Source organism: Sphingomonas sp. S-NIH.Pt3_0716 (assembly GCF_003950715.1).
Classification (GTDB): domain Bacteria; phylum Pseudomonadota; class Alphaproteobacteria; order Sphingomonadales; family Sphingomonadaceae; genus Sphingobium; species Sphingobium yanoikuyae_A.
The window spans coordinates 90990-104762 of record NZ_QLJK01000001.1; the positions used below are offsets into that span (position 1 = coordinate 90990).

Annotated in this window: 11 protein-coding genes; 2 read left to right on the forward strand and 9 right to left on the reverse strand. The window is 66.4% G+C overall.

The features are described 5' to 3' along the window. Window positions 1–110: 110 nt before the first annotated feature. The 3 genes from BRX37_RS00415 to BRX37_RS00425 are packed head-to-tail and all read right to left on the reverse strand — an operon-like array spanning window position 111 to window position 4350. On the reverse strand, window positions 111–1424 hold the full coding sequence (locus BRX37_RS00415; RefSeq protein ID WP_125985129.1) for an amidohydrolase family protein: 1314 nt from the start codon (window positions 1422–1424) through the stop codon (window positions 111–113). Next, window positions 1421–2824, reverse strand: a complete 1404-nt coding sequence (locus BRX37_RS00420; RefSeq protein ID WP_010337381.1) for an amidohydrolase — start codon at window positions 2822–2824, stop codon at window positions 1421–1423. Before BRX37_RS00420 ends, BRX37_RS00415 begins: the two co-directional genes overlap by 4 nt. Beyond that, entirely contained in the window at window positions 2821–4350 is a 1530-nt protein-coding gene (locus BRX37_RS00425) for a peptide MFS transporter (protein ID WP_125985130.1), read from the reverse strand. The genes BRX37_RS00420 and BRX37_RS00425 overlap by 4 nt, the downstream gene beginning before the upstream one ends. A 164-nt stretch (window positions 4351–4514) precedes the next feature. On the opposite strand from BRX37_RS00425, the gene BRX37_RS00430 reads away from it, so the two are divergent. Together BRX37_RS00430 and BRX37_RS00435 are read left to right on the forward strand one after the other, a co-directional pair. After that, window positions 4515–5093, forward strand: a complete 579-nt coding sequence (locus tag BRX37_RS00430) for a nitroreductase family protein (RefSeq protein WP_125985131.1) — start codon at window positions 4515–4517, stop codon at window positions 5091–5093. A 73-nt stretch (window positions 5094–5166) separates the two neighbouring features. Continuing rightward, the gene (locus BRX37_RS00435) at window positions 5167–5511 is read left to right on the forward strand and encodes a GntR family transcriptional regulator (protein ID WP_004211328.1); all 345 of its coding nucleotides are present in this window, start codon (window positions 5167–5169) and stop codon (window positions 5509–5511) included. A gap of 29 nt (window positions 5512–5540) precedes the next feature. Here the strand turns inward: BRX37_RS00435 and BRX37_RS00440 are convergent, their stop codons facing one another. The 6 genes from BRX37_RS00440 to BRX37_RS00465 form a co-directional block, all read right to left on the reverse strand. Beyond that, window positions 5541–7556 (reverse strand): tetratricopeptide repeat protein, encoded by a 2016-nt coding sequence (locus BRX37_RS00440; RefSeq protein ID WP_125985132.1) that lies wholly within the window; start codon window positions 7554–7556, stop codon window positions 5541–5543. 3 nt (window positions 7557–7559) lie between these two features. Continuing rightward, entirely contained in the window at window positions 7560–8924 is a 1365-nt protein-coding gene (gene prsR / locus BRX37_RS00445) for a PEP-CTERM-box response regulator transcription factor (RefSeq protein WP_004211323.1), read from the reverse strand. Next, the gene (gene prsK, locus BRX37_RS00450; RefSeq protein WP_125985133.1) at window positions 8924–11005 is read right to left on the reverse strand and encodes an XrtA/PEP-CTERM system histidine kinase PrsK; all 2082 of its coding nucleotides are present in this window, start codon (window positions 11003–11005) and stop codon (window positions 8924–8926) included. The genes prsR and prsK overlap by 1 nt, the downstream gene beginning before the upstream one ends. Before the next feature lie 10 nt (window positions 11006–11015). Further along, window positions 11016–12404, reverse strand: coding sequence for a TIGR03013 family XrtA/PEP-CTERM system glycosyltransferase (locus tag BRX37_RS00455; RefSeq protein ID WP_125985134.1), 1389 nt, complete (start codon window positions 12402–12404; stop codon window positions 11016–11018). Between the two features lie 205 nt (window positions 12405–12609). Then, window positions 12610–12867 (reverse strand): hypothetical protein, encoded by a 258-nt coding sequence (locus BRX37_RS00460; RefSeq protein WP_004211319.1) that lies wholly within the window; start codon window positions 12865–12867, stop codon window positions 12610–12612. Window positions 12868–12949: 82 nt separating this feature from the next. Beyond that, window positions 12950–13699, reverse strand: a complete 750-nt coding sequence (locus BRX37_RS00465) for a sigma-70 family RNA polymerase sigma factor (protein WP_004211318.1) — start codon at window positions 13697–13699, stop codon at window positions 12950–12952. Window positions 13700–13773 lie beyond the last annotated feature (74 nt).

Here is a 13773-nt window from a genome sequence, read left to right on the forward strand (position 1 = left end):
GGTTGCGTCCCGCTCCAACGAGGCGAGGTCGCCTTTGGTGCCATGGCCCCCGCATTTTGCCGGCAGATGTGCGCGGCATGAAAAAGGGGGCCGTGGCCCCCTTCCCCATCTTACCATTCATAGGCCTTGGGCAGGCTGCCCTCGGTCGGGGTGGCGTAGCGGTCGCGCAGCTTGGTCTGGCGATTGTCGATCGGCTGCTGAATGCCGTCGATCCACACCGCGACCGGCGCCGATTCCATTTCCAGCGGGTCGCCGTCCCAGATCACCACGTCGCCCGCCTTGCCGGCCTTGAGCGAGCCGATCCGGTCACCCAGCCCCATCGCCTCGGCCGGGGCGGAGGTGATGCTGCGCAGCGCCTGCCCCCAGCTGAGGCCGGTGGCGCCAGGCACCTTGTTGAGGGCGACCATATTGCCCGCCTGCTGGGTGGCGAGGCGCAGTTGCAGCGCTTCGTCCCGGTCCATCAGGCCCATGGCAACGGGCACGCCCGCCTTCACCATGCGGCCGACATTGCTCTGGGTCGCGGCCAGCTTCTCGAAGCTGGAGGGCAGGTCGTCGAGCCCGCCGGCGATCACCGGCACCTTGGCGGCAGCGATCTGGCTGGCGACCATCCAGCCCTCGGTCGCGCCGGCGAGGATCAGCTTCAATGCCGGGAAGTCCTTCCGGAGCGCCAGCACGCCGAGAATGTCGCGCGCGCTTTCGACATGGATCATCAGCGGCATGGCGCCGGTGACGACCGGGACCAGCGCCTCGGCATCGACCCGGTTGAGCAGCGCATCCTTCGACCGGCCATCATAGCTGGCCGGGGCCCTGGCATAATCCTGCGCCTCGCGCAGCATCATCTTGAAGGTGAGGTAAGCGGCCGGTCGGCTGCCGCCGGCATCCTCCGCCCCTTCTTCGCCCATCTCGACATATTGGAAGGCGCGCGCCTTGGTGATCGGGTCCATGTCGGCCCCCAGATCGACCACCGCGCCCTGCCCGGCAAAGATGCCGTTGCCGGTCGCGGGCACGACCACCGCGCGGGTCACGCCGGCGGTGCGGCTGATCGCGATCGGATTGGCCAGCGGGTTGATCGCCGGCGCAACATCGATCGCGGCCGAGAAGGGCGTGCGGGCGTTGATGTCGTTGGTTTCCTTGACGCCGGGCACTTCGGCCAGGCCCACGCGCGAGAAGCCCGAGACGATGCCGGGCGTCACCCATTTGCCGCTGGCGTCGATGGTCTTGGCGCCGGCCGGCACGGCAACGCCGGCCCCGGCGGCCACCATCTTGCCGGCGGAAATGACCACGGTGCCATTCTGGATCGGTTCCGACCCGTCACCGATCGCCAGAGTGGCGCCGGTGATGGCGATGGTCTGGGCCAGGGCCATGGGCGAGGCGGCAACGGCCAGCAGCGCGGCGGCGGCGCGGATTGCGGTCTTCATCGTCATTTCACGTCTCCCGCGCCGATCTGACCGAGTTCGAAATCGGTTACCGGGCGCCGCTTGGGATCATTGGCGTCATAGAGCAAGGCGCCGTCGACCCAGACCTTTTCCGGCCGGGTATAGGTGCTGAACGGATTGCCGTTCCACAGCACGACGTCGGCCATCTTGCCGACCTTCAGGCTGCCGGTCTGGTCGGAAATGCCCATCGCCTTGGCCGGGTTGATGGCGAGCCAGGTCCAGGCGATCTCGTCAGGGATATTGATGCCCATGCGACGGCCCGCGCCCAATGCCTTGGCCGCTTCCTGGTTCAGGCGCTGGATGCCATTCTCGTCATCGGAATGGACGATGGCGCAGGCGCCGGCCTGGTGGACGAGCGGGACATTTTCCTTGATCCCGTCATAGGCTTCCATCTTGAAGCCATACCAGTCGCCCCACATGGCGGCGCAGATGCCGTTCTCGCGCAGCAAATCGGCGATCTTGTAGGCCTCGACCGCGTGATGGAAGGCGGTGACCTTGTAGCCGAACTCCTTCGACATATCGATCACATTGGCCATCTCGTCGGCGCGGTAGCAATGGTTCTGGACCAGGATCTTGCCTTCCAGCGCATCGGCCAGCGTCTCCATGCCCAGGTCACGGGTCTGGTCCTTACCGGCGGCGCGCTTCTTCTGATATTCGCGCGCCTTGATCCAGGTCTGGCGATCGACCGCCATATTGCCCATGCGGGTGCTCGGCTCGCGCCCCTTGGCGCCGTAGACGCGCTTGGGATTTTCGCCGCAGGCCATCTTCAGGCCATAGGGCGCGCCGGGGAATTTCATTCCCTGCATGGTGCGGGCCTGAACATTCTTCAGGATCACGCTGCGGCCGCCGAACAGATTGCCCGACCCCGGCAGGATCTGAAGCGTGGTGACGCCGCCATTGGCGAGTGCGCGACCGAACCCCGGATCCTGCGGCCAGACCGAATGTTCGGCCCAGACATGGGGCGTGACCGGAGAGGTCATTTCATTGCCGTCCGAATGTGCGTCCACAGCAGGCGAGGGATAGACGCCCAGATGGCTGTGAATGTCGATGACGCCGGGCGTCACATATTTGCCGGTGCCGTCGAACACCGCGATGTCGGCCGGGATCGGCGTGTCGGGGCCGCCGATCGATGTGATCTTGCCACCCGATAGGAAGACGACGCCCTTGTCGATCCGCCCGCCTTCACCATCGAAGATGGTCGCGCCGCGGATCGCGGTCGCCACGCCCGGATAGGGCTTGTAGGTCGAAGGATAGGGATTGTCCGGCTCGGCCGAACTGCCCTGCGACGCCGGTGCGGGCTGATCCTTTTCCTTCTTGGCGACCGCCGGCGCCGTCATGCCGGTCGCGACCAGCGCCAGCCCCAGCAGCAGCTTGCTGCGTGCGTTCATGCCTGTTTCCCCTTTTCAGCGGCAATGAGATCGAGATGCATCATGCGTTTCACATAGGGCGAGACCAGCAGCACCAGGCCGCCGACCACCACGGAAAACCAGCCGATGCGGCTGTAGACGTCCAGCACCTGGGTCACGTCACCCGCCTCGCCGCTGCCGGTGGCGCGCGCGATCAGGCCGGCGATGAAATTGCCCGCGGCCATCGCCAGGAACCAGGTGCCCATCACCAGCCCGACCATGTTCGACACCGACAGGCGCGTCATCGCCGACAGGCCGACCGGCGAGAAGCAGAGTTCCGCCATGGTGTGGAGCAGATAGATGAGGAAGACGAAGATCACCGGCGTCAGCGACTGGCCGGCCATCGCCGCGCCCGCGACCAGCACCAGGAATCCGGCGCCGCACAGGATGAGGCCGATGCCGAACTTGGCGGGCGAGGATGGCTCCAGCCGGCGCTTGTCGAGGAAGGTCCACAGCACCGCGAACAGCGGCGCGAGCAGGATGATGTAGATGGAATTGACCGACTGGAACAGCGAGGCCGGCACGTCCCAGCCCAGGATGACGCGATCGACATTGCGGTCGGTGAAGATGTTGAGCGAGGAACCGGTCTGTTCGAACAGGCCCCAGAAGAGCGGATTGAGCGCGATCAGGAAGAGCGCGGCGAACATCCGGTCGCGCTCCACCTTGGTCAGCACCGTGACCGAGCGCCAAAGGATGTAGGCGACGGTCAGGGCCGAGAAGATCAGCAGCGTATAGCCCAGCAGTTCGGCATAGCGGATGACCATCCAGATCGCCGCCACGCCCAGCGCGGCGCTGGCATAGATGGTCCATTCCTGCGAGATCGTGCCGATCGCCGGCGCGCGCAGCTTTTCCGGTGCGGGCGGCTCGCCCTTGCCCAGCAGCCAGGGCCGCAGCCAGACGAACATGACGAGGCCGAGCAGCATGCCGACGCCGGCGGCGCCGAAGCCCCAGCTCCAGCCCCACAGCTCGCCCAGCAGGCCGCAGACGATCGGTCCGCTGGCGCCGCCCAGGTTGATGCCCATGTAGAAGATGGAGAAGGCCGGGTCGCGGCGATGATCGTCACGGGCATAAAGTTCGCCCACCAGCACCGAGATATTGGCCTTCAGGAAGCCGGTGCCGACGATGATGCTGGCCAGCGCCAGATAGAAGCCGTTGAGATAGAAGGCATCCTGCCCCCCCGGCCCTTCGGTGATGGCGATCAGGAAATGGCCGATGGCAATGAACACGCCCCCCACCAGCACCGCCTTGCGCGGCCCCAGGAACCGGTCGGACAGATAGCCGCCTATCACCGGGGTGATATAGACCAGCGAGGTATAGGCGCCGTAGAGGATATAGGCCTTGTCCTCGCCGAACAGGAAATGTTTGGTGAGGTAGAAAATCAGGATGGCACGCATGCCATAATAGGAAAAACGTTCCCACATTTCCGCGAAGAACAGCAGGAACAGGCCGCGCGGATGGCCGAGCCAGGTCTTGCCTGCCTCCGCCGGTACGGTGATTGCGGTCGCCATCGGACCCCCTTGAAATTGTCTTTTTGTGCCGGCCGGCGAAAGCGGCGGCGTTATGGCACGGACCCTAGAGGGGAAAGGTGGGCAGAGTCAAAGAGGGGCTGAGGCGATAGGAAGTGCGCCCTTCGCCCTTGCGCCCGGCGGCAAAGCGTCCCATTTGGCAACCGATGTTCAACGACCTTTCCAGCCCCCTCGCCCTGCTGCAGACCCGCCGTTCCGGCAAGCCGCGCGACCTGATCGCGCCCGGCCCGGACGATGCGCAGCTGCGCCAGATCCTCGAAGTCGCGCTGCGCACGCCCGATCATGGCAAGCTGGCGCCCTGGCGCTTCGTGATCGTGCCGCAGGACAAAAGGAAAAAGCTGGCCGCGCTGCTGGAGGCCGCCTATCGCGCCGAGAAGCCGGAGGCCGGGCGGCTGGAGATCGAGGCGATGCACCAGTTCGCGCATCAGGCGCCGACCCTGGTGGTGGCGCTGTCCAAGCCGATCGCGAGCAGCAAGATCCCGGTCTGGGAACAGGAATTGTCGGCCGGCGCCGCGATCATGAACCTGTTGCACGCCACCCATGCGCTGGGCTTTGCCGGCGGCTGGCTGACCGGATGGCCGAGCTTCAATGACGATGTGCGCGACGCCTTTGGCAGCGCGGACGAGCGGCTGGCCGGATTCGTCTTCATCGGCACGCCCTCACGCGCGCTGGAAGAACGGCCCCGGCCAGATTATAACGATATCGTATCGACATGGGACAGATAATTGCCGAAAATACGGGCTTTCACGTAACAAGGTCCATTGACCTGCACGGCTGTATTATGGCACTGATGCACTTATGAGCGACGAATCCAAACCCGTCTATCTCCGCCTCCGCGAGATCATTGCCGCCTCCATTCTGGATGGGGACTATCGCGATGGCGACCTTCTCCCCTCGGTCCGCGCCTTTGCCGCGCAGCAGGGCGCCAATCCGCTGACCGTGGCCAAGGCCTATCAGAGCTTCCAGGATGACGGGCTGGTCGTCGTGAAACGCGGCGTGGGCATGTTCGTCGCCGATGGCGCGACCCGCAAGCTGCGCGAGGCGGAACGCAGCCGCTTCCTGGAAAGCGTGTGGCCGCCGGTCGCAGCGCAAATCCGGCGGCTGGGCATCCGGCTCGACGAACTGGACAGCCAGAAGGTCTGAAGAAGAGCGCCCCTCGGGGCGTTTTTTTTTTACAATGAAGCGAGCGCCTTCACCGCCTGCTGGCGATCGGGGAAATGGGCGGCTGCCGCGTGCGACAAAGCGCGCTTCGCCTCCGCCTTGCGCCCGGCGGCGGCATAGGCCTGCCCCAGATGGAGCTGGAAGGGCGGGTTTTGCGGCGCGAGGGCGACCGCCTTTTCGAGCAGGTCGATCGCCGCCGGCCCCTTCGCATCGGTGCGCAGCAGCACCAGGCCATAGATGTCGGCGGTGACCGGATTGGCCGGCATCAGACGATAGGCCTGGGCCGCATAGAGGCGCGCCTTGTCGGGCGCACCGGCTTCCAGGCTCGCGCGGGCCAGGTCGGCCATCAGCAGCGCATCATGGCCGCCCGTCTGCGCCTGCACCGCCTGCAACAGGCGCAGCGCGCCGCGCCAGTCATGCGCCTGCATCGCCGCCCCGGCCGCCAGTCGCTGCATCTCCACATCCATCGGGTTCTGCGCCAGGAACAGGCGGATAAGTTGCAGCGCGCGGGCAGGATCGCCCGCCGCGCTCCAGGCCGCAACCAGCCGCAGCGCAGCATTGCGATCGAACCGGATATTGGCCGCCGCCTCGAAACTGCGGGCGGCATCGGCGGGCCGACCGGCAGCGACCAGCGCATCGCCCAGCACGACATGGGCGGCCGGCGCGCCGGGATTGGCGCGCGCCAGCAGCGCGGCGCGGTCGACCGCCTCACCCGTGCGGCCCTGCATCAGCAGCGCGCGGATATAGGGGATATTGTCGGCCGCAGTGGCGATATCGGCCGGCGGCGCCATGACGGCGTTCGTGCCCCCCAGCAGGTCCGACGAGGGACGCACCGGCCAGGACGCGCGGGCCAGCAACGCGTCGGCCTGCGCGCGATCGCCCAGTTGCTCCTGCGCGCGGGCCGCCAGCGTCAGCACATAGGGATCGGCATCATGGCGATCGACAAGGGGCGCGAGCGTCGCCGCCGTGCCGGCATAGTCGCCGGTCAGATAGGAAGCGCGGGCGAGCAGCGTGCGCGCCACGCGATTGTCGGGCTGCATCGCCACCAGCGGCCCCAGCGCATCGGCCGCCAGCACGGCATTGCCATCCGACAGATGCAGCACGCCGCGCAGCAACCGGGTCGCCGGCTCGCCATCCAGCCGGCCATCGGTGCGCGCCAGCAGGGTGCGGGCAAGATCGACCTGGCCGGCGCGGGCAGCGATCACCGCCTGAAGAAACCAGGCGCGCGGATTGCCGGGATCGAGCGCCAGGATGCGCCGGCTGACGCTGAGCGCGCGGCTCGCGCGGCCGGCATCGGCCAGCGTCGCGGCATATTCGGTGAGCGGGGCAAGCGCATTGGGATGATCGTCCAGCGCCCGTTCGAACCAGGGCAGCGCCGCCACCAGCCCATATTGATCGCGGATCAGCATGCCGCGCAGGGTCAGCGCATCCGGATCGCCCGGTGCCAGCGTCAGCGCCCTGTCCGCGGCCGCAATCGCCCCGGCCTGATCGCCCAATGTCAGGCGGAACCGGCCAAGATCGACCCAGGTCCGGGCTGCGCGCGGGGCGAGATGCAGCGCATCGTCAAAGGCGCGCTGCGCGGCGTCATTGTCGCCCTTGGCCTGCCAGGCGCGGGCGGCGACACGGGAAGCCTCGGCCGACTTGCCTTCGCCCGCCTGCACGGCGCGCAGGGCGCCATCGGCATCGCCCTGCAACAGCAGCGCCTGCGCCAGCAGTCCATTCGTGTCGCCGACGCTGGCGCCCAGCTTGCGCGCGCGCAGCAGATCGGCCTGCGCCCCGGCGCCATCACCCAACTGCACCAGCGCGCGGGCATGGCCCAGTCGCGCCGGCAGCGACGCCGGATTGCCGCGAATGGCGTTCATCAGCTCGATCCGGGCGGTGCGCGCATCGCCGGCATCCAGCGCGGCCAGCCCACGCGCGAGCGCCGCACTGCCGTCCGCCTCATGCACGCGCCACTGCCACAGGCCGGCCAGCGCCAGCAGCAGCAGGGCGAGGCCCGCCAGCAGGATCAGGCGTGCGCGCCGCATCGATCAGCCCTGCATCTTATATTGCTTGAGCAGGTCGTAGAGGGTCGGCCGGCTGATCCCCAATATCTTGGCGGCACTGGAAATATTGCCGTCGGTGCGCGCGATCGCCCGGCGGATGGCGCGACGATCGGCCATTTCGCGGGCGGCCTTGAGATTGACGACCTCGCTGCCTTCGGCCCGATCGCCGTCGAGATCGAGATCGGCCGCCGTCACATGCTTGCCATCGGCCATGATGACCGCGCGCTTCACGCGATTTTCCAGCTCGCGCACATTGCCCGGCCAGCCCCAGGCGTCGAGTGCGGCGAGCGCATCGGGGGCGAAGCCCTTGACCTGCGGGTTCATGTCCTGCGCGAAGCGGGTGAGGAAATGGCGCGCGAGCAGCGCCGGATCGCCCGGCCGGTCGCGCAGCGCGGGGATGCGGATGACGATCTCGGCAAGGCGATAATAGAGATCCTCGCGAAAGCTGGCGGCGGCAATCATCGCGTCGAGATCCTGATGGGTGGCGCAGACGATGCGCGTATCCACCGCGATCGGCTGGCGCCCGCCGATCCGTTCGATCACCCGTTCCTGCAGGAAGCGCAGCAGCTTCACCTGCAAGGGCAGCGGAATGTCGCCGACCTCGTCCAGGAACAGGGTGCCGCCCTGCGCCTGCTCGATCTTGCCGGGGGTGGTCTTGACCGCACCGGTGAAGGCGCCCTTTTCATGCCCGAACAGTTCTGATTCCAGCAGGGTTTCGGGGATGGCCGCGCAATTGATCGCGACGAAGGCACCGCCGCGACGCGGGCTGGCATCATGCAGACCCTGCGCCAGCAATTCCTTGCCGGTGCCGCTGGCGCCCAGCAGCATGACCGAGACATCGGCGCTGGCGACCCGCTCGATCGTGCGGGCGACCCGCATCATCTCCGGCGCGCCGGTAATCATCCGGCCGAGCACCCTGCCCCCCTCCGGCGCGGCTTCGGCAAGGCGCGCATTTTCCTGCTCCAGCGCGTGGACGTGGAAGGCGCGGCGCACGATCAGGCCCAGTTCGTCAATGTCGACCGGCTTCTGGTAGAAATCATAGGCACCGCCGGAAATGGCATTGAGCGCGCTTTCCCGCGCGCCATGACCCGATGCCACGATCACCTTGGTATCGGGCTTGATGCGCAATATCTCCTCCAGCGTGGCGAAGCCCTCGCTGGTGCCGTCCGGGTCCGGCGGCAAACCCAGGTCGAGCGTCACCACATCGGGCGCCTCCATCCGCAGCATCTCGATCGCTTCGAGCCGGTCGCCGGCGATGAACAGCTGATAATCCTCATAGGCCCAGCGCAATTGCCGCTGCAGGCCGGGATCATCCTCGACGATCAGCAATTTGGGGCGGGTGTCGCTCATCAGGCGGCCTTTCCTTGAACATCATCGCGCGCCGGCGCGGGCGCCAGCGGCAGGCGCAGGGTGAAACGGCTCCCCACGCCGGGTTTGCTTTCCACGTCGATCCGACCGCCCATCGCCTCGGCCAGGCTCCGCGCCTCGAAGGCGCCGAGGCCAAAGCCGCCGGCCTTGCTGGACGAAAAGGGCTTGAACAGATCGCGGCGGATGAATTCGGCGGTCATGCCACAGCCCTGATCGACCACCGCCAATGTCGCCTGGCCATGCGCGCTGCCCAGATGCAGTTCGACCGGGCAATCGGCATCACTGGCGTCGATCGCATTTTGCAGCAGATGAACCAGTATCTGCTCGACCCGCGCCGGATCGGCGAGCGCGACCGGCACGTCACCGCTGACGGTGATGGCGCGCAGGCGGGCGCGGCTGCGCACGACCTGATCGACCAGCGGCCCCAGTGCCACCGGGCGCGGCTCTTCGGGCCGGCCCTTGTTATGCTGCGACAGGCGGGCCAGCATGTCGTTCATCTTGCCCACCGACTCCTTGAGCGTCAGCAGCATGTCGGCGCGGAAATCGGGATTGTCGGCGTGCCGCTCTGCATTGCGCGAGAGCAGCGACAATTGGCTGACCAGATTCTTGATGTCATGCGCGATGAAGGCGAAGCGGCGGTTGAACTCGTCGAAGCGCTGGGCGTCGTCGAGCGCCTGCTGCCCCTGCGCCTCGCTGATATGGGTCGCCGCCTGGCGCCCGGCGGCGCGCAGCATGTCGAAATCCTCCCAGTCGAGGCGACGGTCGATCGGCGGCGGCGCAAGCAGGATCGCGCCGATCAGCCGGCCATAATGGAGCAGCGGCACCAGCGCCCAGACATGGGCATCCTCGATCAGCCAAAGCGGCAGGTCGAAGGTGGCGTCGCCATCGCGGATGCGACCGACATCGACGATCCAGCCGCTCCCTTCCCAGCTTTCCAGTTGGTCGAGCGGCAGGGACAGGCCGGCAATCGGCTCCTGCGGCCATTTCCATTGCGCCTCGAACGCCAGCCGACCGTCATCGGTGCGCAGCAGCAGCAAGGCAGCGGGGGAATCGGTGATGTCGGCGACCGCCTTGGCCACCCGCTCGCCCAGCGGCGGGGCATTTTCGCCCGGCCGGCCGATGGTTTCGCCAAAGCGCATCCATTCGGTGCGATAATCGTAGCGATGCTGGAAGAAATGCTTGGCGACCTGCACCTTCCATAGCGCGCGCATCTGTGGCGAGGGCAGCAGGACGAGCGCGGTCACCGCGACGAAGAAGACCGCGCCAATCTCCACCACCCGCGCATAGGGGCCGGCGATCATCTCGATCAGCACCGCCGCCGCGGTCAGCACCACGACATAGAGGCCGACCGCGACCAGCGAGAGCGACTGGAAGGCGATGGTGCGCGACAATTGCAGCCGCCCAGCCATTTCCTTGCGCATGCCGATGGCGATCACCGGCGCCAGAAGCGCCATCAGCGGCCCGCGCAGCGCGTATAGCTCGTTGACCCGGTCCATCGCGAAATAGCCGATGACATAGAGATTGAGGTCATAGGTCCACATCGCCGCCAGCGCGCCGAGCAACAGCGACACCCGCCCGCGATCGCGCGAGGGCCAGGCGGTGTAGAGATGATGGACCAGCAGCAGGCAGCCGATCGCGGTCATCATCCGCAGCACCAGCGACACGGCCACCAGCATCTGATGCAGATCGCTGCGGACCGGCAATTGCCGCCAGGTGAGATCGGTCGAGGTCTGGAGGAAGATGAGGCCGGCAACGGCGAGATAGACGAGACCGACGGCGACCAGCGCGCCGCTGCGCGAGGCCGGGCCGCGCCGCAGCATGACGAACAGCAGCATCAGCCAGGCGGCGTTGCGGACGCTTTCCCCGATACCCGAGAGCGGCTTGTCGACGCCGCCGAACGAGACATAGAGCGCCCAGCAGGAGGTCAGCAGCAGCGCACTGGCGAGCATGCGCGGCTCGGCCGCATCGTCCCGGCGCCGCAGGATGAAGATGCCAAGCGCGGCAAACAGGACCGCGGCCAGTGCATGGCCCCAGTCACCGATGAATTGCAGCAGCGCGCTCATGGCCTGCCGCTCAGCGTGCGCCGTCGGGCCAGAGGATCACCCGCACCGTCTGGATCAGGATCAGCAGGTCCAGGAAGGGCGTGTAATTCTTGGCATAATAAAGATCATATTCGAGCTTGTGGCGGGCATCCTCGATCGACGCGCCATAGGGATAGTTGATCTGCGCCCAGCCGGTGATGCCCGGCTTCACCATGTGCCGTTCGGCATAATAGCGCAGATGCTGTTCCAGATCCTCGACGAACTGGCGCCGTTCGGGGCGCGGGCCGACGAAGCTCATCTCGCCCTTCAGCACGGTCCAGCTCTGCGGCAGTTCGTCGATGCGCAGCTTGCGCAGCCAATAGCCCAGGCGCGTGATGCGCGGATCATCCTTCTCCGCCCAAACCGCCTGGCCCTTGACCTCCGCATCCTGGCGCATGGTGCGCAGCTTCACGATCCAGAATTCCTGGCCATAGAGGCCGACGCGCTGCTGCCGGTAGAAAGCCGGGCCACGGCTGTCCAGCTTCACCAGCAAAGCGGCGAACAGGATGACCGGGCCGGTCAGAAGCAGCAGGATCGAGCTGGCGATGATGTCGAAGATGCGCTTGGCGATGCTGGACAGGCGACGACCGGCGGAAAAACCGTCGGAAAAGATCAGCCAGCTGGGATTGACGCTGTCGAGATCGACGCGCCCGGTCTCGCGCTCCAGGAAGGTCGAGAGATCGTTGACATGGACGCCGGTGGTCTTGATCCGCAGCAGGTCGGACATGGGGATGGCGTTGCGCCGTTCCTCCAGCGCCAGCACGACTTCGCTGGCGTTCAGACGCACCACATAATCGGACATGTTGTAGATGGCGGTGCGGTTGATCGCCTCCTCAACCACCTGGTCGCCATCATTCATGGCGATATAGCCGACCACCAGGAAACCGGCGCCGCGCTTCTGTTCCAGGTCGCGGATGCGGTTGGCGCGCTGGCCAGCCCCCAGCACGACAAGGCGGCGCTTGAACGCCTCCCCGCCGAGCAGCGAGCCCAGCAGCATGCGCGCCAGCAGCAGCAGCCCCATCGCCAGCCCCATCGCGTAGAGCGAATTGGAGCGCCACAGGGTGATGCCGGGCAGCAGGAAATACATGACCGAGAGGAAGATGACGCCGAGCGAGATGGCGACGAGCAGGCGGGCGAAGGCGAAGCGGATCGATTGCAGCGCTTCGGGGCTGTAGACGCCGACCGCGATCATGCCGGTCTGGATGGCGAAGGCGAAGCTCAGCAGCGGGCCGATGCGGGTCGCGATCGGCTCGACATCCATGCCGATCTGATGCGCGCGCAGGATCCAGCCCGCTTCCGCCGCGCCGATCAGCAGCAGGAAATCGAGCAGGCCAAGCAGCAGCACCGCATGAGGGACATAATGTTTGAACAGCCTGATCATCGTATCGCGCTTCTTCCCGCAGCACCGCCCCTCCGGTCGGGAAGGGCCGCCAACTGGAGTCGGCCCAGCCTTACAACAAGCTGTAAGGAAATCCGACAGGGCTCAGACCCTGCCTGAAAATGGCAAAGAAAATCTGAAGATGGCGCCAGTGACTGTAAATCAAGGCGACACCGGATCGCCTTGTCCCGCCCGATCGCAAGGAGGTTCAGTTGTTGTTGCGCAGCTTGTCCGCGGCATTGCGCGCGGCTTCACCCACGATCCGGGCACCATTGTCGACCGAATCCGCCGCCTGGGTAATGGCGTCGGCGCGCCGATCCTCTCGGCTTTCGTTGGTGAGGTAGAAGAAGCCGATCGCCAGGATCAGGGCCAGCGCCACCAGCGCGAAGACGATGCCGCCGCTGCCTTGCGGACGATCCGAGCGTCGCCCGGTCCGATCCTGTCGATGTTGCGGGTCGCTGCCCATGGCTTCCATCCTTCCCATGGCCTTTCAACCGACAAGCCGGGCGGATCGTTCCCGATCACGCCAGGGCAATGGCATCCCGCCCTCAATCCTCGGCGGTCTTGCCCCCCATGTCGTCATCGCCATCGTCGTCGGCGGCACCATGGTCGACCAGATTGTCGGAAATGCGGCCACGACTCAGGCGATCGACATCGTCCATGATCTCGTCCAGCACCGCCGTATCGGTCGTTTCCTGCGTCCGGCGCGAGGGCAGCGCGCCCTCCTCCAATATCTGTTCGAGCGCGGCGCGACCGCGGGCCACGCGGCTCTTGATCGTGCCGACCGCGACACCGCAGATTTCCGCCGCTTCCTCATAGGCGAAGCCACCCGCGCCGACGAGGATCAATGCCTCGCGCTGGGGCTGGGGCAATTGCAGCAGGGCGCGCTGCATGTCGCTGAGTTCGACATGCTTGTCCTGCCCCGCAGGCGCGGCAAGCAGCCGGTCGGCGGTCAGGTCGTCCCAATCGCCGCGGAAACGCGAGCGGCGCATCTGCGAGAGATAATGATTACGCAGGATGATGAAGGTCCAGGCGCGCATGTTGGTGCCGGCCTGGAAGCGGGCACGGGCGGCCCAGGCCTTGAGCAGGGTTTCCTGGACAAGATCGTCGGCGGTGTCGCGATTGCCCGACAGGGATCGCCCGAAGGCGCGCAGATGCGGAATGACCGCGGCCAGTTCCCGCTTGAACTCGCCGTCCGACAGTGCCTCGCGCGGCGCCTGGTTCAGCCCTTCATCCACGGCAGCAACCCCCGTTTCGACTGTCGCCCTCGCTGCATGAACCGAAGTCGTCAAAGCCATATATGCATCCGCACCCTAGTTCGATTACCGCCAAAGGCCAATTCCCAAGACACCCCTAGAAACGCCCATTTTTT

Excerpts from the sequence above, each read along its gene's own strand:
- BRX37_RS00455 (WP_125985134.1), bottom strand. The coding sequence starts at position 12,404 with ATGATCAGGCTGTTCAAACATTATGTCCCTCATGCGGTGCTGCTGCTT.
- BRX37_RS00440 (WP_125985132.1), bottom strand. The coding sequence starts at position 7,556 with ATGCGGCGCGCACGCCTGATCCTGCTGGCGGGCCTCGCCCTGCTGCTG.
- BRX37_RS00420 (WP_010337381.1), bottom strand. The coding sequence starts at position 2,824 with ATGAACGCACGCAGCAAGCTGCTGCTGGGGCTGGCGCTGGTCGCGACC.
- BRX37_RS00465 (WP_004211318.1), bottom strand. The coding sequence starts at position 13,699 with ATGGCTTTGACGACTTCGGTTCATGCAGCGAGGGCGACAGTCGAAACG.
- prsK (WP_125985133.1), bottom strand. The coding sequence starts at position 11,005 with ATGAGCGCGCTGCTGCAATTCATCGGTGACTGGGGCCATGCACTGGCC.
- BRX37_RS00430 (WP_125985131.1), top strand. The coding sequence starts at position 4,515 with ATGTTCAACGACCTTTCCAGCCCCCTCGCCCTGCTGCAGACCCGCCGT.
- BRX37_RS00415 (WP_125985129.1), bottom strand. The coding sequence starts at position 1,424 with ATGACGATGAAGACCGCAATCCGCGCCGCCGCCGCGCTGCTGGCCGTT.
- prsR (WP_004211323.1), bottom strand. The coding sequence starts at position 8,924 with ATGAGCGACACCCGCCCCAAATTGCTGATCGTCGAGGATGATCCCGGC.
- BRX37_RS00425 (WP_125985130.1), bottom strand. The coding sequence starts at position 4,350 with ATGGCGACCGCAATCACCGTACCGGCGGAGGCAGGCAAGACCTGGCTC.
- BRX37_RS00435 (WP_004211328.1), top strand. The coding sequence starts at position 5,167 with ATGAGCGACGAATCCAAACCCGTCTATCTCCGCCTCCGCGAGATCATT.
- BRX37_RS00460 (WP_004211319.1), bottom strand. The coding sequence starts at position 12,867 with ATGGGCAGCGACCCGCAACATCGACAGGATCGGACCGGGCGACGCTCG.